The sequence below is a fragment of the Sphingopyxis sp. MWB1 genome, assembly GCF_000763945.1.
GTDB lineage: Bacteria > Pseudomonadota > Alphaproteobacteria > Sphingomonadales > Sphingomonadaceae > Sphingopyxis.
Genome location: NZ_JQFJ01000005.1, coordinates 99,462 through 121,948, shown reverse-complemented (window position 1 = coordinate 121,948; position 22,487 = coordinate 99,462). Strand labels below are relative to the sequence as shown.

19 protein-coding genes are annotated in these 22,487 nt (G+C 61.8%); 17 read left to right on the top strand and 2 right to left on the bottom strand.

Translation table 11 applies throughout. From position 1 onward, the window contains the following. The first annotated feature begins 472 nt into the window (after positions 1-472). Complete coding sequence (locus tag JV18_RS14510) at positions 473-7,282, top strand: autotransporter outer membrane beta-barrel domain-containing protein (protein ID WP_037504529.1); 6,810 nt, start codon at positions 473-475, stop codon at positions 7,280-7,282. 5 nt (positions 7,283-7,287) lie between these two features. On the opposite strand, the gene JV18_RS0113705 is transcribed toward JV18_RS14510, so the two are convergent. After that, positions 7,288-8,160: a hypothetical protein gene (locus JV18_RS0113705; protein ID WP_033075518.1), complete on the bottom strand. Its 873-nt coding sequence runs from the start codon at positions 8,158-8,160 to the stop codon at positions 7,288-7,290. A 61-nt stretch (positions 8,161-8,221) separates the two neighbouring features. Between JV18_RS0113705 and JV18_RS0113700 the strand changes: the two genes are divergently transcribed. From JV18_RS0113700 to JV18_RS0113635, 14 genes are all read left to right on the top strand, one after another. After that, the gene (locus tag JV18_RS0113700) at positions 8,222-8,800 is read left to right on the top strand and encodes a NifU family protein (protein WP_033075655.1); all 579 of its coding nucleotides are present in this window, start codon (positions 8,222-8,224) and stop codon (positions 8,798-8,800) included. Positions 8,801-8,822: 22 nt separating this feature from the next. Beyond that, positions 8,823-9,416, top strand: a complete 594-nt coding sequence (locus JV18_RS0113695) for a malonic semialdehyde reductase (protein WP_033075517.1) — start codon at positions 8,823-8,825, stop codon at positions 9,414-9,416. Between the two features lie 18 nt (positions 9,417-9,434). After that, positions 9,435-10,052, top strand: a complete 618-nt coding sequence (gene tsaB, locus JV18_RS0113690) for a tRNA (adenosine(37)-N6)-threonylcarbamoyltransferase complex dimerization subunit type 1 TsaB (RefSeq protein ID WP_033075516.1) — start codon at positions 9,435-9,437, stop codon at positions 10,050-10,052. Continuing rightward, positions 10,049-10,507: a GNAT family N-acetyltransferase gene (locus JV18_RS0113685; RefSeq protein ID WP_052072279.1), complete on the top strand. Its 459-nt coding sequence runs from the start codon at positions 10,049-10,051 to the stop codon at positions 10,505-10,507. The genes tsaB and JV18_RS0113685 overlap by 4 nt, the downstream gene beginning before the upstream one ends. Positions 10,508-10,637: 130 nt before the next feature. Next, the gene (locus JV18_RS0113680) at positions 10,638-11,069 is read left to right on the top strand and encodes a MucR family transcriptional regulator (RefSeq protein ID WP_033075515.1); all 432 of its coding nucleotides are present in this window, start codon (positions 10,638-10,640) and stop codon (positions 11,067-11,069) included. Positions 11,070-11,190: 121 nt separating this feature from the next. Then, the gene (locus JV18_RS0113675; RefSeq protein WP_033075514.1) at positions 11,191-11,616 is read left to right on the top strand and encodes a Fur family transcriptional regulator; all 426 of its coding nucleotides are present in this window, start codon (positions 11,191-11,193) and stop codon (positions 11,614-11,616) included. Next, on the top strand, positions 11,585-12,382 hold the full coding sequence (locus JV18_RS0113670) for a lysophospholipid acyltransferase family protein (RefSeq protein ID WP_235303496.1): 798 nt from the start codon (positions 11,585-11,587) through the stop codon (positions 12,380-12,382). The genes JV18_RS0113675 and JV18_RS0113670 overlap by 32 nt, the downstream gene beginning before the upstream one ends. 7 nt (positions 12,383-12,389) lie before the next feature. After that, entirely contained in the window at positions 12,390-13,754 is a 1,365-nt protein-coding gene (gene miaB / locus JV18_RS0113665) for a tRNA (N6-isopentenyl adenosine(37)-C2)-methylthiotransferase MiaB (protein ID WP_052072276.1), read from the top strand. Positions 13,755-13,904: 150 nt separating this feature from the next. After that, positions 13,905-14,897 (top strand): PhoH family protein, encoded by a 993-nt coding sequence (locus tag JV18_RS0113660; protein ID WP_052072321.1) that lies wholly within the window; start codon positions 13,905-13,907, stop codon positions 14,895-14,897. Next, the gene (locus JV18_RS0113655) at positions 14,894-15,310 is read left to right on the top strand and encodes a YidH family protein (RefSeq protein WP_033075512.1); all 417 of its coding nucleotides are present in this window, start codon (positions 14,894-14,896) and stop codon (positions 15,308-15,310) included. Before JV18_RS0113660 ends, JV18_RS0113655 begins: the two co-directional genes overlap by 4 nt. Positions 15,311-15,402: 92 nt before the next feature. Further along, on the top strand, positions 15,403-16,524 hold the full coding sequence (locus tag JV18_RS0113650; RefSeq protein ID WP_033075511.1) for a hypothetical protein: 1,122 nt from the start codon (positions 15,403-15,405) through the stop codon (positions 16,522-16,524). A 57-nt stretch (positions 16,525-16,581) separates the two neighbouring features. Then, positions 16,582-17,085, top strand: coding sequence for a DUF421 domain-containing protein (locus JV18_RS0113645; protein WP_033075510.1), 504 nt, complete (start codon positions 16,582-16,584; stop codon positions 17,083-17,085). Between the two features lie 161 nt (positions 17,086-17,246). Beyond that, positions 17,247-19,490 carry a TonB-dependent hemoglobin/transferrin/lactoferrin family receptor gene (locus JV18_RS0113640; protein WP_235303494.1) on the top strand — a complete coding sequence of 748 codons (2,244 nt, stop codon included), beginning with the start codon at positions 17,247-17,249 and terminating at the stop codon, positions 19,488-19,490. A 20-nt stretch (positions 19,491-19,510) separates the two neighbouring features. Then, complete coding sequence (locus tag JV18_RS0113635) at positions 19,511-20,482, top strand: DUF6607 family protein (protein ID WP_033075509.1); 972 nt, start codon at positions 19,511-19,513, stop codon at positions 20,480-20,482. 77 nt (positions 20,483-20,559) lie between these two features. Here JV18_RS0113635 and JV18_RS0113630 read toward each other — a convergent pair whose 3' ends face one another. After that, positions 20,560-20,967, bottom strand: a complete 408-nt coding sequence (locus tag JV18_RS0113630) for a DoxX family protein (RefSeq protein WP_052072275.1) — start codon at positions 20,965-20,967, stop codon at positions 20,560-20,562. 133 nt (positions 20,968-21,100) lie between these two features. Here JV18_RS0113630 and JV18_RS0113625 point away from each other — a divergent pair, with 133 nt between their 5' ends. After that, complete coding sequence (locus tag JV18_RS0113625) at positions 21,101-21,556, top strand: carboxymuconolactone decarboxylase family protein (RefSeq protein WP_033075649.1); 456 nt, start codon at positions 21,101-21,103, stop codon at positions 21,554-21,556. Further along, positions 21,556-22,434 carry a sigma-70 family RNA polymerase sigma factor gene (locus JV18_RS0113620; protein WP_081944861.1) on the top strand — a complete coding sequence of 293 codons (879 nt, stop codon included), beginning with the start codon at positions 21,556-21,558 and terminating at the stop codon, positions 22,432-22,434. The genes JV18_RS0113625 and JV18_RS0113620 overlap by 1 nt, the downstream gene beginning before the upstream one ends. Positions 22,435-22,487: the final 53 nt, after the last annotated feature.

Below are 22,487 nucleotides of genomic sequence, written 5' to 3'. Positions count from 1 at the left end.
GGATGCGAATGGGAATATCAACTTTGGCCGAGAAAGTGAAAAGAGCGGTTCGCGAGACTGTGACCCAGCGTTCAAAAAGCGTCGCGGCGGGCGGCGGCGGTTAGGACGGGATTGAGTTCATTGCCTGTGACGCAGTCAAGCTGAATGAGGGGTAACCGTTCCGATTTCGAAACTGTAAGTAAAATTTTATGAATGCCAAGGCAGGCTTCTGCATTATTGATAGTGTTGCGGAAAAATCTTTGCAATCAACTGCTGAAACGCAATGAAGGGCCTGTTAACCATTTATACTCAACTCGAAAATGTATAATATTATGGTTAAATATAAATTACAGTATTTTTGATTATTAGCTGTTGAGCATGAATGATTAGGGTTGTAACTTTGTTTCAGGTGGGGGGTTGTTTGATATCCTTGGAGTCGAAACCCATGCCCGTTTCCCGGATCAGCCGTCTATTTTGCTCCTGCGCGACCATTGTGTCGGTGCCTTTTTTCTTTTCATCTGCTGCCCAGGCGCAGGTTTATGACATCGTCATCGACGAGGATAAGACCGAAACCGTACAGCTGACCAAGCCAGGCCTGACGGTGCATGTCGTACCCAATGTGACCATCAATGAGCCGTCGGGGGCAGGGATCAACGGCGGGAGCGGCAACACATGGGAAATCACCAATGATGGCACGATCTACGGTTATGCAAATGGCATTGTTCTCGATGGGCCTAACAGTGTCGTCGTAAATAATGGTGAAATTTCTTCACGGTTTTCGACCATTAAGACTTCATCCTCGCTGACTTTGGTCAATTCGGAAACGGGCGTAATCAACAGCGAGTTCTGGTCCGCAATCGAAGTGGGCGCGACCGGTCTGGCCGATATTACCAACGCTGGCGTCATTTCCGGCGGTTACGTGATCGTCTTGCAGAATGTTGCCGGCAGTCAGGGTCACCGCATTGTCAACAGCGGCCAGATCGGCCGTGTTGACGATGCGATTCAGATTGTGGGCGGCCCAACCAGCGGCACGGGCAAAAATCTCATCCATAATCTGGACGGCGGGCTTGTTTATACCACAAGCTCGCACGTCGGGGCCATTCATTTGCTGCGCGGCACTACCCAAATCGTCAACGAGGCGGGCGCGACGATCCGAGGCGTGTCGGCAGCCATTTTCAATCAAGATCTTATTACCATATCGGATGTCGAAAATTCCGGCTTGATAGAGGCGAGCGATGGCGTCGCCACCTTTATATATGGCGGTGGCCGGGTCGATAATTATGCGGGCGGCGTCATCGAAGGGCTGGGCGGCCTGTCCTTTGTTCGGCCGAGAGATGGTCTGGCGACCCTCGTCAATGCTGGGAGGATCACCGGTCATGGAACCAGCTTTGAAGGGGGTAATACGCGCTTTAGGGCCGGGATCGGGGCTGGCCTTTACATCGGGGCGGGGCTCAATGCTGTGGGACGGATGACCGAGATCACCAACGAAGCCACGGGCATTATCGAAGGGGGTGTTTACGGCATTTATTCCGGATCAGCGGTGGACTCTGGCGAAGCGCCCTATCTGATCCTTGATAACAAGGGGGTTATTCAAGGCGGCACCGGTATCTGGATAAGTGACAATTGGGCGCGCATGGTCAATTCCGGCACCATCACCGGGACCGACGGCGTGGCGATCCGGTTCGACAGAAATCGCGATGATGGATGGGGCACTCCCCGTAACCACCTCACGCTCCTCACCGGATCGGTAATCAACGGCGCCGTATATGGATCGGATGGCCTGGACGACATGCTCATTCTGGAGGGTGTCGGCAGCGAAGACCTCTCCAAATTCATCAATTTCGGCCATTTTTTCATCGAAGACTTTATCGAAAGCGGCGCCAACTGGACGCTGTCGGGTTCGGCGCATTTTGCGGAATCGGTCCAGATTTTTGAAGGGCGAGTGGATCTTACGGGGCATATGAGCTCGCCCTGGTTTCATATTTTCGCGTGGGGAACACTGGCGGGGACGGGTACGGTGACGGCCCCGGCTGTGCGTTTGGAAGGCACGCTGTCGCCTGGTTCTGCTGGGGGCGTGGGAACTTTGACGCTGGATGCCGATCTGGAGATGGCTGCGAGTGCGGTTTTGGACTTCCAGCTTGGCGAAGCCAATGTCGTGGGCGGCGACCATAATGATTTTATCCAAGTTAGTGGAAATTTGACGCTCGACGGGACGTTGAACGTGACCCCGACCAATGGCTCGACGCTGGACGGCGGCATCTACCGGCTGATCGAATATGGCGGTGCGCTGACCAACAATGGCCTGGCGCTGGGCGACGTGCCGGTGGGCAGCGATCTGACCGTGCAAACCGCCATCGCGGGTCAGGTGAATCTGATCAACATGGCGGGCCTGGACCTCAGCTTCTGGGACGGCGCTGTGGGACCCAAGTTTGACGGCGTGGTGAATGGCGGTGACGGCATCTGGCAGGCGGCAAGCGGCAATGATAACTGGACCGAGCCGACCGGTTTGCTGAACGGCGGTTTCCTCGATCGTTCTTTCGCGGTGTTTGCGGGCACGGCCGGAAATGTCACGGTCGATGCCAGCCTGGGGCCGATTACCGTGACCGGCATGCAGTTTGCGGCCAATGGCTATCATGTTGCAGGCGATGCCATCAACCTGGCCGAAGGCGATGTGCTGGTGCGGGTAGGGGATGGCAGCCGGCGCGGCCTTGCCTATTTCGCAGAAATAGCGGCGCCGCTGACGGGCGCGGGCCGACTGGTCAAGGCGGATTATGGCGCTTTGATCCTGAGCGGTGTGAACAGCTACACCGGTGGCACCGCGATCAACGACGGCATTTTGCAGGTCGCAAGCGACCAGAATCTGGGCGATGCGGCGGGTGAGCTCAGTTTTGACGGGGGCATTCTTTATACAACCGCGGGTTTTGAAACGACGCGGTCGGTCGATCTGGCGGGCGCGGGCACCTTCCGCACCGAAGGCGGTACCGAGCTGGCGCTGCAAGGCGCGATTACCGGCGCGGGCAGCCTGCGCAAGGAAGGAGCGGGCAAACTGCTTCTGGCCGGCGACAACAGCTATTCGGGCGGCACGACGATCAGTGAAGGCGAGCTTCAGCTTGGCGATGGCGGGACGCGCGGTTCGGTCACCGGCGATATCGTCAACAATGCCACGCTGCGCATCGACCGCGCCGACGAGCTGTTGCTGGACGGCATGATCAGCGGCAGCGGCGCGCTTGTGCAGCAAGGGGCGGGCACGACCATATTGGCGCGGGACAACAGCTATGCGGGCGGCACGACCATCAGCATGGGCGCCCTGCAGCTTGGCAATGGCGGCACCAGCGGCTGGGTTGCTGGCGATATCGCCAATGACGGCAGGCTGATCTTTAACCGCTCCGACAATTTCATGACCTTTGGCAATCTGATCTCGGGCACAGGCGCCGTGGAACAGGCGGGTAGCGGGACGCTGATCCTGACCGCGGCGAATAATTATACGGGCGCGACGAATGTCACCGCGGGAACGATGTTTATCAATGGCGATCAGAGCGGCGCGACGGGCGTAACGACGGTGGCCGCGGGCGGCACGCTGGGCGGCACAGGGATCGTCGGCGGCGATCTGGTGGTGGCCGATGGCGGCACGCTGTCGCCGGGCGTCAACGGATCGGGAACGCTGACGGTCAATGGCAATATGGCGCTGGCTGAAACAGCGAAGCTAGATTTCGACTTTGGCCTCCCCAATGCCCCCGGCGATGCGCTCAACGATGTGGTGGATATTGCTGGCGACCTGACCCTCGACGGCACCATTGATATCCGCGTCACGCCGGGGGGCGGTTTTGGCCTGGGCCTTTATCGCATCGCCAATTATGGCGGGGCGCTGACCGACAATGGGCTCGAAATTGGGGCCATTCCGACCGACCATAATATCTTTGTGCAAACATCGGTTGCCGGCGAGGTCAATCTGATCAACGCCGGAACCGCCAACCTCAGCTTTTGGGACGGCGATGCCGGCCCCAAATTCGACGGCGTCGTCAATGGCGGCGATGGTGTCTGGCAAAATAGTCTGGGCAATGACAATTGGACCGAAGGGACGGGCGCGGTGAATGCGTCCTTTGCGGACGATACATTCGCTATCTTCGCGGGCGATGCGGGCAATGTCACCATCGACAACAGCCTGGGCGCGGTGAGCGTTGCGGGCATGCAGTTTGCCACCAGCGGCTATGTCATCACCGGCGATGCGCTGACCCTTGGAGCGCCCGAAACGGTGGTGCGCGTAGGGGATGGTAGCCGCGCAGGCGCGGAATATCTCGCCACCATCGACAGCGAGGTCATCGGCACCGGACAGCTTGTCAAAGCCGACGGCGGAACGCTCGTGCTGACCGGCGACAACAGCTACAGCGGCGGCACCGCCATCAACGGCGGCGTTGTGCGCGTGGCGAGCAATGCCAATCTGGGCGATCTGGCGGGCGGATTAAGCTTTGACGGCGGGACGTTGCAGACGACGGCGGACATGCAATCGGACCGCGCCATCGACCTTGCTGGAACGGGCGGTTTCCGCACCGATGCAGGCACTACGCTGACGCTGGGTGGCAGCATGGGCGGCGCGGGCGGCTTTACCAAAAGTGGTGACGGCACACTGGTGCTGGCGGGCAGCGGTTCCTATGCGGGGGCCTCGCAGGTGAATGCGGGCAGCCTGTTCGTAAACGGCGACTATAGCGGCGCAAATGGTGCGATGACGGTTGCCACGGGAGCCTCCCTTGGCGGTGCCGGAATTATCGGCGGCGATGTCATCATGGGCGATGGGTCCACGCTGACCCCCGGCCAGAACGGCGCAGGCACGCTGACAATCGCAGGCGGCCTGACGTTGTCGAACAGCACAAGGCTGGCCTTTGACCTGGGCGAAGCCAATGCGGTGGGCGGGGCGTTCAACGATCTGATCGAGGTCGGCGGCGATTTGACGCTCAACGGAACGCTGGATGTCACCGTTCCGGTGGGCGGCGCCTTTGACGTGGGCATTTATCGCCTGATCAACTATGGCGGAACGCTCATTGATCAGGGCTTGGGGCTGGGGACGTTGCCCCCTGATGCCGATGTCGCGGTGCAAACGGCGATCCGCGGCCAGGTCAATCTTGTCAGCCGCGGCGACCTGACGCTCAGCTTTTGGGACGGTGCTGCCGGGCCCAAGGATGACGGTGTCATCAATGGCGGCGACGGTGTCTGGCAAAACAGCCTGGGCAACGACAATTGGACCGATGCCGACGGCGCGGTGAATGCGCCCTTCGCCGATGAAAGCTTTGCTGTGTTTTCCGGGGAAGCCGGAACGGTCACCGTCGATAACAGTCTGGGCCAGGTCAGCGTCGCGGGCATGCAGTTCGCCACCGATGGCTATACGATCCTGGGCGATGATATTGTGCTTGCAGGCGCGGAGGCGATTATTCGTGTCGGCGATGGCGATGCTCGCAGGGCTGGCCCGACAGCCACGATCGACGCGGTGCTGACGGGCGGAGCGCGTCTGGTCAAAACCGACATCGGCACGCTGGTTCTGACGGGGGCCAACAGCTATGCTGGCGGCACGGCCATCAATGGGGGCACGATCCGCATTTCCGACGACAATAATCTGGGTGCGGCGACCGGCCTCGTTTCTTTTGACGGCGGCAGGCTGGAAACCACGCAGGACATCAGCAGCGCGCGCAATTTCGATTTCGCGGGTGCAGGCGTCGTCGACACGGCAGCGGACAGTGTTTTCACGCATGACGGTTTGTTCAGCGGAACCGGATCCTTCACCAAGACGGGCGCAGGCACAATGGTGCTGACCGGTGTGAGCGATGCGTTCGGCGGGGCGGCCACTGTGTCGGCGGGCACGCTGGCGGTCATGGGAAGCCTTGGCGGCACGATGAACCTGCAGCGGGGCGCCCGCCTCGAAGGCACCGGCTCGGTTGGCGCGCTGACCAACAACGGCATCGTCGCGCCGGGTCGGGGCGGTTTTGGAACGCTGACGGTCAATGGTGACTATACGGCTTCCGTCGGTGCGCTGGAAATGGACGTTGTCCTGGGTGATGATAACTCCCAGACAGACCGCCTGGTGATCACCGGTAATGTGTCGGGTACGACCTTTATCGATGTCACAAATGTTGGTGGACGCGGCGCTGCCACCGTTGAAGGCATCAAGCTTATCGACGTTGGCGGCCTCAGCGCGGCGGGAAGCTTTGTTCTCAACGGCGATTATGTCATCGAAGGTCGCCCCACGATAGTCGCCGGCGCCTATGGCTACAGCCTCTATCGGGGGGGTGTTTCGACGCCCGACGATGGCGACTGGTATCTGCGCGCCGGTTCGGGTGGCATTATGCCGCCGATCTCGCCCTATCAGCCGGGTGTGCCCGTCTATGAAACCTATGTGGCAACGCTTCAGACGCTTAACCGCCCATCGACGCTGCAACAGCGCGTCGGCAACCGGCAATGGTCGGGCTTCACCCAGGGCGGTGTCGGCATGTGGGGCCGGATGGACAGCAATCGCCGCCGTCCGCAGGCGGCCTTTTCGGCAACCGGAGCGGATCTGGATATCAACGACTGGTCGCTTCAAGCGGGGCTCGACGCGGCGCTGATCGACATCAGCGCGGGAACGCTGATCGCCGGTGTCCAGGGCCGCTATGGCAAGACGTCGGCGCAGACCAGCACGGAAAAGCTGGGTCATGGTTCGATCGACATGCAAGGCTATGGCGTCGGCGCGACGCTGACCTGGTATGACAGCACCGGATTTTACGCCGATGCCCAAGCCCAGTTCGGATGGTATCGCAGCGATCTTGAATCGTCGATACTGGGCCGCCTCGTCGACAATAATGACGGGACGGGCGAAGCTTTCAGCCTGGAGCTTGGCAAGCGGGCCCCGATCGGCGGGGGCATGAGCGTCACGCCGCAGATGCAGATGGTCTATTCCAACGTGCGTTTCGATGCTTTCACTGACCCCTATCAGGCGTCGGTTGCAGCGAGCAAGGGCGACAGCCTGGAAAGCCGCTGGGGCATCAGCCTCGACCATCAGGCAAGCTGGGGCGCGGCGGAAAATAAGCAGAGCAGCCACCTCTATGGCCTTGTCAACCTCAGCTATGAATGGCTCGACGGCAGCGTCGTGGACGTTTCCGGCGCTTCCATCGAGCGCCGCCACGATCGTCTGTGGGGCTCGCTTGGCCTTGGCGGCAGCTATGCCTTCGGCGGTGGCCGCTATATGCTCTACACCGAAATTTCGGCGCAGACGGCGCTGAAGAATTTCGGTGACAGCCATCGGCTGAATGGCACCGCCGGTTTCAGAATGAAATTCTGAACGGTTTACACGATCCCGAAAGTCCATCCCTCGGTCCGCGCGATAGCATCGCTTAGCGGACTGGGGGACCAATAAGCGGGGTCGCTGGCTATGGCGCGCAGCCAGGCGGCCGACAGCAGGGCGTCGCTGTCATGATCGCGCACCGGGCCGGAAAGTCCGACCGGCGGTGATCCCAGGGCGGCGAGCGCCGTGTCCAGCGCCCTGCCGTCGCGTATCTTGCTTCGTCCAGCGCGGGCTCCTGCCGCCCGCGCGGCAAGGCTGGTGTAGATTTCGACCAGCAAAGGCCCTTTTGCGGGCACCGGGTCGAGCGGCCAGAAGGGCGTATGGGGATGCAGCCGGTGGAGAAGACGCATGCCGGTCAGGCTTGCCTTGCCGACCTGCGCTGCGCCCACCAAATTGAAATTGCTGACGCTTGCGGCCTGACGCGTTGCGCGCTGATGCTGCTCGACGATGCGCAATCGCCCGGCGCCGGGGGTGAATAAATCGCCGACCTCGCCGCGCGCATGGCGGAAATGGCGCCGCGCTTCGGGGTGGGAGAGAAAGCCTGTCGCCTCGAAATGCGGATCATTCCGGCTAAGCGCTTCGACCAGCGACCATAATTCCTGCATATCAGTGGGACTGTCGGCCCATTCGGGGAAATAGGCATCCCTATCCCAAAAGGCGAAGGCTGCCGAAAAATCAAAGCCGATCAGCATGTCGGCGTCGCTTTCCGCAATCTGCCGAAGCCAGTCCAGCGCTTCGGCGCGCGTCCAGACATGACCAGGGCGCAGCAGCGTGGGCGCCGCCCTGTCGCTCGCGAGGGCGATGGAGATCCCCGGTTGACGCGCGCCGCGGGCGCCTGACCAGTCGATGGCTGCAAAATGACGAAAGCTCCGCATCCTTGCCCCTTACGCCCGCGCTGTGCTTGCACAAAGCGCCCTTCGGCCCCACATGCGCCTCATGCTGATCGAAACCGAATCGACCCCGAACCCCGCGACGGTCAAATTTCTGCCCGGTCGCCCCGTGATGGAAAGCGGCACGCGCGACTTTGCCAGCCCCGAAGAAGCCGAGGCATCGCCGCTTGCGACTGCGCTTTTCACTTTGGGCGACGTCACCGGCGTTTTCTTTGGCCGCGACTTCATCTCGGTGACCATTGCACCGGGCGCTGAATGGAATGATGTGAAACCCGATGTTCTGGGCATCGTCATGGACCATTTTCTGGCCGATCTGCCGTTGTTCCATCCCGCGAGTGCGGCGGGTATCGCCGTTCCCGTGGAAGAGGAGGGCGGGTTTGCCGATGATCCCGCGGACGCCGATATTATCGCACAGATCAAGGAGTTGATCGAAACCCGCGTCCGGCCCGCCGTTGCCAATGATGGCGGCGACATTGTCTATCGCGGGTTTGACAAGGGCAATGTCTATCTGAAAATGCAGGGCGCTTGCGCGGGATGCCCGTCATCGACCGCCACCTTGAAGCACGGTATTGAATCGCTCCTTAAACATTATGTTCCCGAAGTGACGGCGGTTCACGCTGTCTGACCAATCCGCAGGAGACTTGGCCATGAGCGAGCCACTTTCGGACCGCGCCCTCGACCAGTTGTTTCGCACCGCGCGTACCTATAATGGCTATCTCGACAAGCCGGTCAGCGAGGCGCAGCTGCATCAGATCTGGGATCTGATGAAATATGGCCCGACAAGCGCGAACAGCCTGCCAGCGCGCATCATCTGGTGCGTATCCGATGAAGCGAAGAAAAAGCTGGCCGATCTTTCGATGCCCAGCAATGGCGCCAAGATATTGAAGGCGCCCGTCACCGCGATCATTGCGATGGATATCGAGTTTTACGAGCATCTGCCTGAATTATTTCCGCACGACGATGCGCGAAGCTGGTTTGCAGGCAAGGATGCGCTGGCGGAGGCCACGGCCTTTCGCAACAGCAGCCTGCAGGGTGCCTATTTCATCATGGCGGCGCGGGCGCTGGGTCTCGACACCGGGCCCATGTCGGGCTTTGACAATGAGGCGGTCGACAAGGCGCTTTTCGCAGGCGAGCCGAAATGGAAAAGCAATTTCATTTCGACCTTGGGCTATGGCGACCCCGCAACGATTTTTGATCGCAGCCCGCGTCCCGCGTTCGACCGCTTCAATCGTATCGACTGACGTACGGGCGGTCTTTTGATGCGGCAACTGGTCATCGATTCGGCAAGTGAGGCTTGTTCGGTGGCGCTGTTCGACGAGGGCGCGCTGGTCGATCATCGCCATGCGATTATCGGGCGCGGCCATGCCGAAAAGCTGCTGCCCTTTATCGCCGAACTTGAAGGCGGCGGCCGGGCCGGCGCCATTTTTGTCGGGTGCGGGCCGGGGAGTTTTGCCGGGGTGCGGATCGGGGTCGCCGCCGCGCGCGCGCTCGGCTTTGGTTGGGACGTGCCGGTGCGCGGTTTCTCGACGCTGGCCCTGGTGGCCGCGGCCCACCGGGAAGAGGTGCAGGCCGGGAACGGCGCGCTGGTGGTGATGGAGGGCGGCCATGGCCAATGGTTCGTCCAGCCTTTCGATGACCAGTTGGCGCCGCGGGGGCAAATGCGCTCGCTCTTGCCCGATGTCGCGATCGGTCATGAAGATGCGCTGGTAATCGGCAATCGGGCAGAAGCTTTTGTTGAACAGCGCGGTCATGGGCGTGCCCTGTCCTGCAGTCCCGACGCGCGGGCTTTCCCATTCTTGCCGGACAATAGCTGTTTCGATCCGCCCACCCCCATTTATGGCCGTGCGCCCGATGCCAAGCCGATGGCGGCGCGATGAGCGCAGCGATTGAGTTGACAGAGGCGCGTGTCGCCGACCTCAATGACGTGATGCAAGTCATGGATGCCGCTTTTGACCCGCTTTACGGTGAGGCATGGAGCGCGGCCCAGCTGTTGACTTTATTTGCCTTGCCATCGGCGCATATTATGCTGGCTCGTGAGGGGGGACAGCCTTGCGGATTTTACGCGGCCCGCATTGCTGGCCCAGAAAGCGAATTACTATTGTTGGCGGTCGACCCGTGCTTTCGGCGGCGCGGGATAGGCCAGCTCTTGCTGGATGATTGGCAGCAGTGGGCGAGCGCACGCGGGGCAGACGAATATTTCCTTGAAATGCGCGCGGATAATGAAGCCATATATCTTTATAAGCAGGCAGGTTTTTCTGAAGCAGGACGGCGTCCGTCCTATTATCGCGGCAAAGATGCTGTGTTGCGCGACGCCATTACCATGCGGCGTTGACCCATTTTGAATTAAGATTGATAAAACAAGCGTTGCGAAATTGCTACCAAAATGGCATCGACCAGCGCGGGGGCTATCTCCCACAACGATAATCAAACCAAAGCCGGTCTCAAAATAAAGGATAGGTCGTATGTCGGAACAGGCCGATAGCAATGAAATGCTGGTCACGCTGACGGCGGACATTGTCGCCGCCCATGTCAGCAACAATAGTGTCGCGATCTCTGATCTCGCGCTCGTCATCAATAATGTTCATTCAGCGCTCGCGGCGCTTGGAAGTGAACCCGTAGAAGAAGAAAAGCCCGTACCAGCGGTTTCCATCCGCGCCTCGGTCAAACCCGACCATATTATCTGTCTCGAAGATGGCAAGAAGCTTAAGATGCTGCGTCGCCACTTGATGACGCATTATGGTATGACGCCCGATGACTATCGCGCCAAATGGGGACTTCCGGCCGACTATCCGATGGTCGCGCCCAATTATGCCGAAAAGCGCCGCGAACTGGCCAAGCAGATCGGTTTGGGCACAAAGGGCCGCGGGGGCGGCCGCAAGCGCAAGGGCGCCTAAGGTTTTTCAGCCTTGAAAAGATCGGGGGCGGCACGGGGGTGCCGCCCTTGTTCTATGCGTCCCCCCATCCTATAGAATGAGACAAGATTACGACACGACTGCACAGGCAGGAAAGGCCCCCATGTCCGGTACCATCGATCTTGAAGCTCTGTGCCAGGAAAAGGGGCTTCGCATCACCGAACAGCGGCGCGTCATCGCGCGTGTCATTTCGGAATCGCAGGACCATCCCGATGTCGAAACGCTGTATGAGCGCGCCTCGGCCATCGATAGCGGCATTTCGATCGCGACCGTTTATCGCACCGTGCGCCTGTTCGAAGAAGCGGGCATTTTGGACCGCCATGATTTCGGCGATGGCCGTTCACGCTATGAAGCGGCGCCCGAGGCGCATCATGATCATCTGATCGATGTCGAAACCGGCAAGGTGATCGAATTTGTCGATCCCGAACTGGAGGCGCTGCAAAAAGTGATTGCCGAACGGCTCGGCTATCGCCTCGTCGATCATCGCATGGAGCTTTATGGTGTCGCCATCGGCCGCGACAAGGGCTGAGGCTGCGCGCATAAGCTGGCGGCTGGTCGTCCGCCTGTTGCTGATGGCGCTGACGCTTCTCTTTCTGATCGTTCCCCACCTGTTGTACCGCGCCGTCGGGCGGCCATCGCCCATGGTGATGGCCTTTTTGAACGCGGCGGGATGGCTGGCGGGGCTGCGTATCCGCACCACGGGCACGCGGCTGCGGCGCGACGTCCTGTTCGTTTCCAACCATGTGAGCTGGCTCGACATATTGGCGCTGGGCGGCGCGGCGCGATCGGCCTTTGTGTCGAAGGCGGAAGTCGCCGATACGCCGTTGCTGGGATGGCTCGCCGACCAGAATCGCACCGTCTATGTCCAGCGCGAGGATCGCCGCGCCATCCATGACCAGACGAAGAGCCTGCGCGATGCGCTGGCCGACGGGCGTCCCGTCACGCTGTTTCCCGAAGGGACAACGGGGGCGGGGCAGGGGCTTCTGCCCTTTCGGCCCGCGCTGCTTCAGGCGGTAATCCCGACGCCGCCGGGGCTTCGGGTGCAGCCCGTTTTCCTCGATTATGGGCCGGAAAGTGCGGATGTTGCCTGGCTTAACCCGGAATCGGGGCTCGACAATTTCAAGCGGCTGCTCGCGCGAAGCCGCCCGATCGAGCTGGTTATCCATTATCTTGAGCCGCTGCCCGATGCGGCTGAGCGGGATCGCAAGGCGCTGGGGCAGGCCGCCCGCGCCGCCATCGCGCATCGGATGAGCGAAACCGCGCGCCCTTCCGCCGACGCCCCGCATCGCCTATAGCGCGCCGATGACTTCCGACTCCTCCAAGACTGACGCCCAAAAAGGTCCCAAAACCTTCCACGTCAAATCCTTCGGCTGCCAGATGAATGTCTATGACGGCGAACGAATGGCCGAGATGCTGGGATCGCAAGGCTATGTCCCCGCCGCCGACGGGGGCGAGGCCGATCTGGTCGTGCTCAACACCTGTCACATCCGCGAAAAGGCCGCCGAGAAAGTCTATTCGGACATTGGCCGACTGAAGCGCGCCGACGGCAGCCGCCCGACCATCGCCGTTGCAGGCTGTGTCGCGCAGGCCGAGGGCGCCGAAATTGCGCGCCGTGCGCCGAGTGTCGATGTGGTTGTCGGCCCGCAGGCCTATCACCGCCTGCCCGACCTTATCGCGCGCGCGGAATGCGGCGAAAAGGCGGTCGACCTCGACATGCCGCTTGAAAGCAAATTCGGCGCGCTGCCCAAGCGCGCGGGCGGACAACGCCCGACCGCTTTTCTGACCGTGCAGGAAGGGTGCGACAAATTCTGCACCTATTGCGTGGTTCCCTATACGCGCGGGGCCGAAATCAGCCGGCCTTTTGCTGACCTGATCGCTGAGGCGCGCGCGCTGGTCGAGGGCGGGGTGCGCGAGATCACCTTGCTCGGCCAGAATGTGAATGCATGGGACGGCGAGGATGACAAGGGGCGCGCCATCGGGCTCGATGGGTTGATCCGCGCGCTTGCGAAAGAGGATGGGTTGGAGCGCATTCGCTATACCACCAGCCACCCCAATGACATGATGACCGACGGGCTGATCGGCGCGCATGGCGAGGTCGAAAAGCTGATGCCCTTCCTTCACCTGCCGGTGCAGGCAGGCAGCGACCGCATCCTCGCCGCGATGAACCGCAGCCACAGCGTCGACAGCTATCTGAAGATTATCGAGCGCGTCCGCGCCGCGCGCCCCGACATCGCGATTTCGGGCGACTTCATCGTCGGCTTCCCCGGCGAAAGCGATGCGGATTTCGACGCGACGCTCGATATCGTCCGCGCGACCGAATATGCGATGGCGTACAGCTTCAAATATTCGCGCCGCCCCGGCACGCCGGCCGCGACGATGGACGACCAGGTCGAAGAGGCGGTGATGAACGAGCGGCTCCAGCGGCTGCAGGCGCTGCTGAACCAGCAGCAGCAGGCGTTCAACGAAGCCACCGTCGGGCGCACGACGCAGCTGCTGCTCGAACGCAAGGGCAAGCTGGAGGGGCAACTCATCGGCAAATCGCCGTGGCTCCAGTCGGTGCATGTCATCGCGCCTGGGCTCGCCATCGGCGACATGATCGACGTTCGCATCACCTCGGCGGGGCCGAACAGCCTTGGCGCCGAGCCGTTGATGGAAGCCGTCGCTTGATGCCGCTTTGGAAAGGCTGTGCTCCTGGTAAGGCTGGAGCCCATTTCCATCCGTCGCATTCTATAGCCACAGGTGATGGACTCCCGCCTTTGCGGGAGTACACAGCATATAATATCAGCTAGGAGCCCTGCCCACGTGCCCAAACGTTCGATGACCGCCGCTGCCCCCGCCGAACCCGGCGACCGCGTCCATCTGTCGGCCGAATTTGAACGAACACAATTGCTGGGAATATTGTTCGGCGAATTTGACCGCAATCTGGTGGCCATCGAAAATCGCCTTGGCGTCTATATTTCGGCGCGCGGCAACCGCGTCCAGATCGAGGGCGAGGCCGAAGCGGCAGCGCGGGCGCGCGATGTGCTCACCCAGCTTTATACGCGCATCGAGCGCGGTGAAGAGGCCGACGCGGGGCTGGTCGATGCGGTGATCGCCATGACCGCGCAGCCGACGCTCGACGGCATTATTCGCCACGAAAGCAATGAAGCACCGCCGGTGATGATCCGCACGCGCAAGAAAACGATCGTGCCGCGCGCGCCGTCGCAAATTCCCTATATGCAGGCGCTGGCGCGCGACGATGTGATTTTCGCGCTCGGCCCGGCGGGCACGGGCAAAACCTATCTCGCTGTCGCGCAGGCGGTGGCGCAGCTGATCACCGGCAGCGTCCAGCGGCTGATCCTGTCGCGTCCCGCGGTCGAAGCGGGCGAGAAGCTGGGCTTTCTTCCCGGCGACATGAAGGAAAAGGTCGATCCCTATTTGCGCCCGCTTTACGATGCGCTGCATGATTGCCTGCCCGCCGAGCAGGTCGAGCGGCGCATCGCGAGCGGGGAGATCGAGATTGCGCCACTTGCCTTCATGCGCGGGCGTACGCTGGCCGATGCTTTCATCATCCTCGACGAAGCGCAGAATACCACTATTCCCCAGATGAAGATGTTCCTCACCCGCTTTGGGATGAACAGCCGCATGGTCATCTGCGGCGACCCCAAGCAGGTCGACCTGCCGATGCCCGCCACCTCGGGCCTGGCCGATGCGGTCGCGCGGCTGGAAGGGCTCGAAGGCATCAACGTCAGCCGTTTCACCAGCGCCGATGTGGTGCGCCACCCGATCGTCGGGCGCATCGTCGAAGCCTATGAAGGTCCCGGTAGTTGAGCGACGCCGAAGCGCAGGAACAGGATAAGGAGGACAAGGCCGACCGCACCGACCTGGCCGAGGAACGCACCGCCTGGGCCGAAGACCGCACGCTGATGGCCAATGAGCGCACCTTCGCGGGCTGGATGCGGACGGGCATGGCGGCGGTCGGCATTGGCCTTGGCTTTAACGCCCTGTTCGGGCGGCTGGAGCCCGATTGGGTGCCGCGCGCCATTGCGACGCTCTTCATCCTGATGGGGGTGTTTATCTTCTGGGCGGCGCAGCGGCACGGATGCGCGACCCACGCGCGGCTGAGCGCGCATCAGGCCGAACCGCTGAAGGGCATGAAGTTGCGGCTGGTCGCGGTGATGTTTTCGCTGGGCGCGCTCGCACTGGTCGCCGCAATCTGGCTGCTCGACATCAGGGGTGGCTGAACGGGGTTGGGAAGGCCGGCGCCGCAAGATTAACGGAAATCACAGATAAAGATGAGAGAAGGCGCGCGTCGATTCTTGATCGTGAGCCAGCCATGCCTTTCCCTCATCAGATTCAGTCCGCGCTATTGTTCGAAACCCCGGTTGATATTCTCGACGCGGCGCTGCGCAATTTTATTCATATCGAGACGGCGCGAACCGGCGTCGGCTATCATATCATGGAATCGAAGCCAGGCGTCTTTTATCGGCTGGCTGGCCCCGGCGGTTTGATGATCACGCTGGAATATGTGGCGGGACCGGCCAAGCCGGAAATATTCCGGCCCGCCATGAGTTCGGCGGTCACGCGCCTTTATTGCTCCGACATCCCCGAAAGGCTGCTGCGTCACAAAAGCCATATTCTGGTCGGGGTGATGAATGGCGCCCGGCTTTCGTCGCCGGGCATCGATCAGTTTCTGTCCGAAATCGGCTATCAGGACCCCGGCGAGACATCGGCCCAATGGCTGCGGCGGATAGAGATATGCGCGACATTGGCGCGCGTCTTGATGGATGAGGCAGGGGCCAGCGCCGTCCACTGGACGCAAAGCGACCAGCTGCTTTCCGGCGACATGTTTGAAACTTTGGCATCGGGGGCATCGGCCAATGTGCCGGGGCCCCTTCACGTCCACCCCTTTCTCTATGGCGGGGGAGAAAATGCCGCGGGCAAGGCGCTGGCCGGGATACAGACTTATGGCGCGGCGCATTTTGTGGGGCGTGAAATTCGCATTGCCCCGACCGAACTGCCGTGGATGGCGAGTTATGCCGCGATACTGCGTTTCCTGAAGGTTGCGACCATGGCAGGTGGCTATGTCATTCCCGACAATGATATTTTCGGGCCCGACGACCATAGCGAGGCCTATCGGGTGCGCCATATCGAGGCGAGGGAGGAGGACGCGGCGTTTTATGAAATCGAGCCGCTGATGCACCGCGAATATGCTTTTCAGGCGGCGGACTATGTCCCGCGCGAACGGGTATTCGACGATCGCACCCTTCCCGATGAACTGATGCCTTCAAGTCCCGACGAGCGGCAGAAGCTGGCCGAGGAATGGCGGCAGAAACGCGGAATGGCCGAAGGGATCGGGGGGCAGTTCGAGGTTCGTGCGCGCGCACCGCGCAGCGGCCCTGATGCACCGCAGCTTCAGCGATTTGATGTGCGGCGCAGCTTCGGACGCAAGCGATAGAGTGTCGCGCTCCCTCCAAGGAGGCAACATGCGGCGGCGCTGATGCGTTGCTTTCCCATGTTCTATGACAATCTTTTCGGGCTGCTGCGCGTCGTGGTTATCTCGATCACAGCTTATACCGCACTCATCCTGATCCTGCGCGCGGCGGGAAAGCGCGCCTTGTCAAAGCTCAACGCCTTTGATCTGGTCGTGACGGTGGCGCTCGGCTCCACCCTTTCGACCGTGCTGCTGTCGGGCGATATCGCCTTTGCCGAAGGGGCGCTCGCCTTTGCTATGCTCGCGCTGCTGCAATGGCTCGTCGCGAAATTGTCGATCCACTCGGATTTTGTCCAGCAGATCACCCGCGCCAAACCCCGGCTGTTGATGCGCGACGGCGAAATCTGTGCCGACGCCCTGCGCGATGAGCGGGTGACGCGGGCCGAGGTCTATTCGGCGATCCGCGGACAGGGGATTGCGCGGACGGCGGAGGTGGCCGCGGTTGTGCTGGAAACCGATGGCTCGTTGAGCGTGATTGCGCGCCCCGCAGAGGGGCAGGTGGATGTTCTCGATTTTCTGAACTGAGCCCGGAAGCGCTGCCCGCAGATAGGGGGGCCGCTCGCGCTTCTCACTTTTGCGACATTATTAAGAATGATTCCTATTATCAAAAATCTTGACCCCTGATTTCGGTGCCCCTAAGGACACGCTATTGCGAATCAATCGCAATCTCAAAAAGGGGAAGAATATTGACCGGTCGCATTTCGTCCTTCGGCGCCGCTTCGGCCTCGCGGCTTGTCCTCGGTGCGCTGGCGCTTGGCGCGGGGGTCGCGGGGGAACAAAGGGCCTGGGCACAGGATAATGACGGCGCCTATTGGCTTGCGCGCAAAAACCAGATTGTCGTCACCGCCACCCGCACGCCGACGCGGGCCGAGGATCTGCCTGTCACCGTCTCGGTGATCAGCGCCGAACAAATGGCCGATGAGCTGGTGACCGATATTCGCGACCTCGTCCGTTTCGAGCCGGGGGTCAGCGTTCAGCGCCAGCCTGCGCGCTTTGGCGCCGCGCTGGGATCGACGGGCCGCGCGGGCAATGACAGTTTCAACATTCGCGGGATCGGCGGCAATCGCGTGCTGATCCAGGTCGATGGCGTGCGCGTCCCCGACGGCTTTGCCTTTGGCGCGCAGGCGGCGGGGCGGGGCGACTATGTCGATCTGGGCCTCATCAAATCGGTGGAGATTTTGCGCGGGCCATCCTCGGCGCTCTATGGCAGCGACGGGCTGGCGGGCGCGGTGAGCTTTATCACCGCCGATCCGGTCGATTTTCTGAAAGATGGGCGCAATGTCGGCGGGCTTGCCCGCGCCGCCTATGCCAGCGCCGACGAGGAAGTGGGCGGCACCGCCATATTGGCCGGGCAAAGCGGCGACTGGTCGGGGATGGCCGCCTATACGCACCGCGACTGGAAGGAGCTGGGCAATCAGGGGAGGGTTGGCGGCACCGGATCGGCGCGCACCCGGCCCAACCCTCAGGACGGTCATTCAAACGCCGCGCTGGCGCGTCTCGTCTATGATCCGGCCAATGGCCACAAGCTTCGCTTGACGGGCGAATATCTGGATACCGGTCTTTACACCAATGGCCTGACCGGCGTGGGGCCGGGCAGTTTCGGCGCCTCGGTCGACCGGCTCGAAGCCTGGGACAGCGGGGAGCGCAAGCGCGTGTCGCTCGACTGGAGCTGGGAAGGCGAGGGGGTGATCGATTTCGCCCGCGTCGCGCTTTACTGGCAGGATGGCGAGGATCGCCAATATACCGAAGAGGATCGCACGCCCTCCGCCGACCGCACCCGCCTCAACACATTTGAAAATCGCGTGTTCGGCCTGTCCGCCGATGCGCGCGCCGATTTTGCGGCCGGCGCCATCGCCCACCGGCTCGTCTTTGGCGGCGACATCAGCAAGACGCGCCAGCGCGGCCTGCGCGATGGTACCGTCCCGCCCTTTGGCGAAACCTTTCCGACGCGCGCCTTTCCCGAAACCGACTTCACGCGCGGCGGATTGTTCGCGGGCGATGAAATCAGTGCTGCGGGTGGCCGGCTGATCCTCCATCCCGCGCTGCGCTTCGATTTTTACGATCTGTCGCCGCAGGATGATCCGCTGCTGCCCGAATTTTCGGGCGCCAGCCAGGACGGATCGCGCGTGTCTCCCAAATTTGGCGCGCTGCTCAAGATCACCGACAGCGTGCGGATTTTCGCCAATTATGCGACCGGGTTCAAGGCGCCCGAGCCGGGGCAGGTGAACCAGTTTTTCGAAAATCTGGCCTTTGGCTATACTTCGCGTCCCAATCCCGACCTGAAGCCCGAACGCAGTGAAAGCCTTGAAGGGGGGCTGCGCTTTTCGGGCGACCATATCGGCCTTGACCTCACCGCCTTTTCGGCGCGCTACACGGATTTTATCAGCCAGGAAGTGGTGGACGGCAGCTTCACGCCCGCCGACCCTGCCGTCTATCAATTCATCAATCTCGACCGTGCCCGCGTCAAAGGCGCCGAAGCGCGGTTCGAGGGGCGAGCGTCGTCCGGCCTGTATACGACGCTCGCCCTTTCCTATGCCAAGGGCGACGAGATTTTGCCCGACGGGTCGCGCGTGCCGCTTTCGACCGTCGATCCGCTCAAGCTGGTCGTGGGCGTCGGCTATCGCGAGCCGCAAAGCGGGCGCTTCGGCGGGCAGATCATCATGACCCACAGCGCGCGCAAGGAAGCGTCACGCACCGAGGGGCTGTGCACCCCGGCCTGCTATCGCCCCGATGGTTTTACCATATTGGATGCCACCGCCTTTGTCCGGCTGGCCGAAGGGCTGAGCCTGCGCGCCGGTGTCTTCAATATTCTCGATACGAAATACAGCTGGTGGAGCGATGTCCGCGGCCTGTCCGCCGCCTCCACCATCACCGACGCTTTTACCCAGCCGGGCCGCAATGCGAGCGCGTCGCTGAGCTATCGTTTCTGAACCGACAAAGGACTGCCCTTATGGATTATGTGAAAAGCCTTGCCGCCGCGCTGTTCGTCTCCGCCGCGCTGCCCGTTGCCGCCAGCGCGCACCCACCCATTGCCGCCGAACAGGCTGCGGCCAATTTCGAGCAGGACCGCGCCGACATTCTGGCGATGGCGGGCAATTACAAGGTGCGGTTCGATATGCAGGAAACGACGCGCTGGGCAGGCGATTATACGCCGCTCGCCGCCAAGACATCGGGCGGGCATGAAGTGGTGCGGGTGATCGAGGATAGTGGCCGCAAGATTGTGCTGCAGCATCTGCTCGTCATCGAACATGAAGGAAAGACGCACATCATCAAACATTGGCGGCAGGATTGGGAATATGAGCCCGAACGCCTGCTCGTCTATGCCGACACCAATCGCTGGGAGTGGGAGGATGTGCCTGAACGGATGCGCACCGGCCGCTGGTCGCAGACGGTGTGGCAGGTTGACGACAGCCCCCGCTATGGCGGCTGGGGCCAGTTTGAAACGCAAGGCGGCATTCGCCGCTGGCGCTCCAATTGGACCTGGCGCCCGCTCGCCCGCCGCGATGCCGTGCGCAACCCGGTTTACGACCGCTATTATGCGATCAACCGCCACCAGAATGGCCCCGACGGCTGGATTCACTGGCAGGACAATATGAAAATGGCGTCGAAGGACGGAAAGCTCGTCCCCATCGTCCAGGAATATGTCCTCAACAGCTATACGCGCTTTGACGATTATGATGTGAAGGCCGCCGATGATTATTGGGCCGCGACAAAGGATTATTGGGCGGCGGTGCGCGCGGCCTGGGACCGGGTCGCGGCGACCAAGGGCGGCATTGCCATCGAGGAAAAGGCCGAAACCGGCACGGTGATCAGCGGGCGGCTGCTGACCATTGCTGATGAAATTCAGGATGGAAAGATGAGCACCGCCAAGGCGATTGCCGAGGCGACGAAGCTGATCGAGACCCATACGCGCGCGCTTTGATACAGCGCCGCGCGCTTCTCTTCACCTGCGTGAAGCCTGTAACTGGGCGGCCTTTCGAAAAGAGGCCGCCCTTTTCTTCAGGCCGCGGGCGGTGCGTCCTTATCGTCCTGCCACAGCGCGTCGATGCTCCAGATCCCGGCGCCGCGCGCGGCGATGAACAGGAAGATGAAGGCGTAAAGCGCGATGGTCTCCCCGCCATTCGCAATGGGGAAGGGGCTGGCCATGCCGTGCACCGTCCAATAGCCCACCGCCGACATGCCGCTGGCGATAAAGGCGGCAGGGCGGGTGAGCAGGCCGAGTGCAATCATCCCGCCGGCAACCAGTTCAATGGCGCCCGCGCCGACAAGCATGCTGGTGAGCGGATAAGGAAAATCGGCAGGAAAATCGCAGAATTTGTGAATGCCATGTGCCAGGAACAGCAATCCTGCGACGATGCGGAGCAACGCATAGCTTTGCTCCTGATAACGCGCGAAGAAATTCATCATAAGCCCCGTCCTCCCCGGTGAATGAGTAGAGCAAAGCTACTCCATTCCCGCGCCATAACGAAATATTTTGACGCTCATGTCACATCCGCCATCGCTGGCTCGTCATTGTCGCATCCCTTGCAGGAGAATGATGATGACCGAGAAGATGGACCCTTTCGCCGCCGCCCCCGCGCTGATGCAGCAATGGAAAGCGGCAGCCGATGCCGCCGAGCAGGGGCTCGAAAAGAGCCTCGCCGAACTGGTGAAGATCCGCGCGTCGCAAATCAATGGCTGCGCCAATTGCATCAACATGCACAGTATCGACGCGCACGCACATGGCGAAAGCGAACAGCGCCTCTATCTGCTCGCCGCGTGGCGCGAGGCGCCGGTCTTTACCCCGCGCGAGCGCGCGGCGCTCGCCTGGACCGATGCCTTGACCCGGCTGTCGCAAGGCCACACACAGAGCGCGGCAAAGGCCGACCTCGACGCCCATTTCACACCGCAGGAGCAGGTGGCGCTCACCATGTTGATCAATATCATCAACGGCTGGAACCGCCTCGTTGCGGCCTTTGGCCTTTGGTATGACATGCCCGCGGCCAAGGCGGCTTGATGATGGAGCGCGCGCGGGGGGATGGCGTTGATGCGGCGGACAGCTTCGATCCGCTGCGCCCGATGCTGACCCGCCTCGCCTATCGCATGCTGGGTTCGGTCGCCGATGCGGAGGATGTGGTGCAGGAGGCCTTTTTGCGCTGGCTGTCTGCCGACCGCGCGGCGGTCGATGTTCCCGCCGCCTATCTGCGGCGCACCGTCACCCGCCTGTGCCTTGACCAGCTGAAATCGGCGCGGGTGCGGCGCGAGACCTATATCGGTCCGTGGCTGCCCGACCCGATGGTCGAGGACGGGGCGGCGGTGGAGGAGGAAGCCGACGTCACCTTGCCACTGATGCTCGCGCTCGAACGGCTCTCCCCCCTGGAGCGCGCGGCCTTCCTCCTCCACGATGTGTTCGGGGTGGGTTTTGACGAAGTGGCGGCGACGATCGGGCGCGACGCGGCGGCAGCGCGGCAACTTGCGTCGCGCGCCCGCGCGCATGTCCGCGAAGCCCGCCCGCGCTACCGGCTCGAAAAGCAGCGGGGGCTGGATATCGCCCGCGCCTTTTTCGAGGCATCGCGCAGCGGCGATACCGAATTGCTGGGCGCGATGCTCGCCGATGATGTCGGCCTCTGGTCCGATGGTGGCGGCAAGCGTTCGGCGGCCGTGGTGCCCGTGCTGGGCAAGAAGCTGGTGCTGAAGGTGCAGCGCAGCATCGCCGTGCTGCTCCGCAAATATCCCTCGACCCTGCTGCATATGGGGCTGATCAACGGCTTGCCGGGCTTTGTCACCAGAGAGGCCGATGGCGAATTGCAGACCACCGCGCTCGATATAGAGGAAGGGCGGGTGGTCGCTATCTATGTGATGCGTAATCCCGACAAGCTGAAACATTTGCATTAGCGTGGCGCCGGGGCATGGGCCGCCCGCGCAAATAAAGCGGCCCGCCCCCGGTC

Excerpts from the sequence above, each read along its gene's own strand:
- JV18_RS0113705 (WP_033075518.1), bottom strand. The coding sequence starts at position 8,160 with ATGCGGAGCTTTCGTCATTTTGCAGCCATCGACTGGTCAGGCGCCCGC.
- JV18_RS0113700 (WP_033075655.1), top strand. The coding sequence starts at position 8,222 with ATGCTGATCGAAACCGAATCGACCCCGAACCCCGCGACGGTCAAATTT.
- JV18_RS0113695 (WP_033075517.1), top strand. The coding sequence starts at position 8,823 with ATGAGCGAGCCACTTTCGGACCGCGCCCTCGACCAGTTGTTTCGCACC.
- tsaB (WP_033075516.1), top strand. The coding sequence starts at position 9,435 with ATGCGGCAACTGGTCATCGATTCGGCAAGTGAGGCTTGTTCGGTGGCG.
- JV18_RS0113685 (WP_052072279.1), top strand. The coding sequence starts at position 10,049 with ATGAGCGCAGCGATTGAGTTGACAGAGGCGCGTGTCGCCGACCTCAAT.
- JV18_RS0113680 (WP_033075515.1), top strand. The coding sequence starts at position 10,638 with ATGTCGGAACAGGCCGATAGCAATGAAATGCTGGTCACGCTGACGGCG.
- JV18_RS0113675 (WP_033075514.1), top strand. The coding sequence starts at position 11,191 with ATGTCCGGTACCATCGATCTTGAAGCTCTGTGCCAGGAAAAGGGGCTT.
- JV18_RS0113670 (WP_235303496.1), top strand. The coding sequence starts at position 11,585 with ATGGTGTCGCCATCGGCCGCGACAAGGGCTGAGGCTGCGCGCATAAGC.
- miaB (WP_052072276.1), top strand. The coding sequence starts at position 12,390 with ATGACTTCCGACTCCTCCAAGACTGACGCCCAAAAAGGTCCCAAAACC.
- JV18_RS0113660 (WP_052072321.1), top strand. The coding sequence starts at position 13,905 with ATGACCGCCGCTGCCCCCGCCGAACCCGGCGACCGCGTCCATCTGTCG.
- JV18_RS0113650 (WP_033075511.1), top strand. The coding sequence starts at position 15,403 with ATGCCTTTCCCTCATCAGATTCAGTCCGCGCTATTGTTCGAAACCCCG.
- JV18_RS0113645 (WP_033075510.1), top strand. The coding sequence starts at position 16,582 with ATGTTCTATGACAATCTTTTCGGGCTGCTGCGCGTCGTGGTTATCTCG.
- JV18_RS0113635 (WP_033075509.1), top strand. The coding sequence starts at position 19,511 with ATGGATTATGTGAAAAGCCTTGCCGCCGCGCTGTTCGTCTCCGCCGCG.
- JV18_RS0113630 (WP_052072275.1), bottom strand. The coding sequence starts at position 20,967 with ATGATGAATTTCTTCGCGCGTTATCAGGAGCAAAGCTATGCGTTGCTC.
- JV18_RS0113625 (WP_033075649.1), top strand. The coding sequence starts at position 21,101 with ATGACCGAGAAGATGGACCCTTTCGCCGCCGCCCCCGCGCTGATGCAG.
- JV18_RS0113620 (WP_081944861.1), top strand. The coding sequence starts at position 21,556 with ATGATGGAGCGCGCGCGGGGGGATGGCGTTGATGCGGCGGACAGCTTC.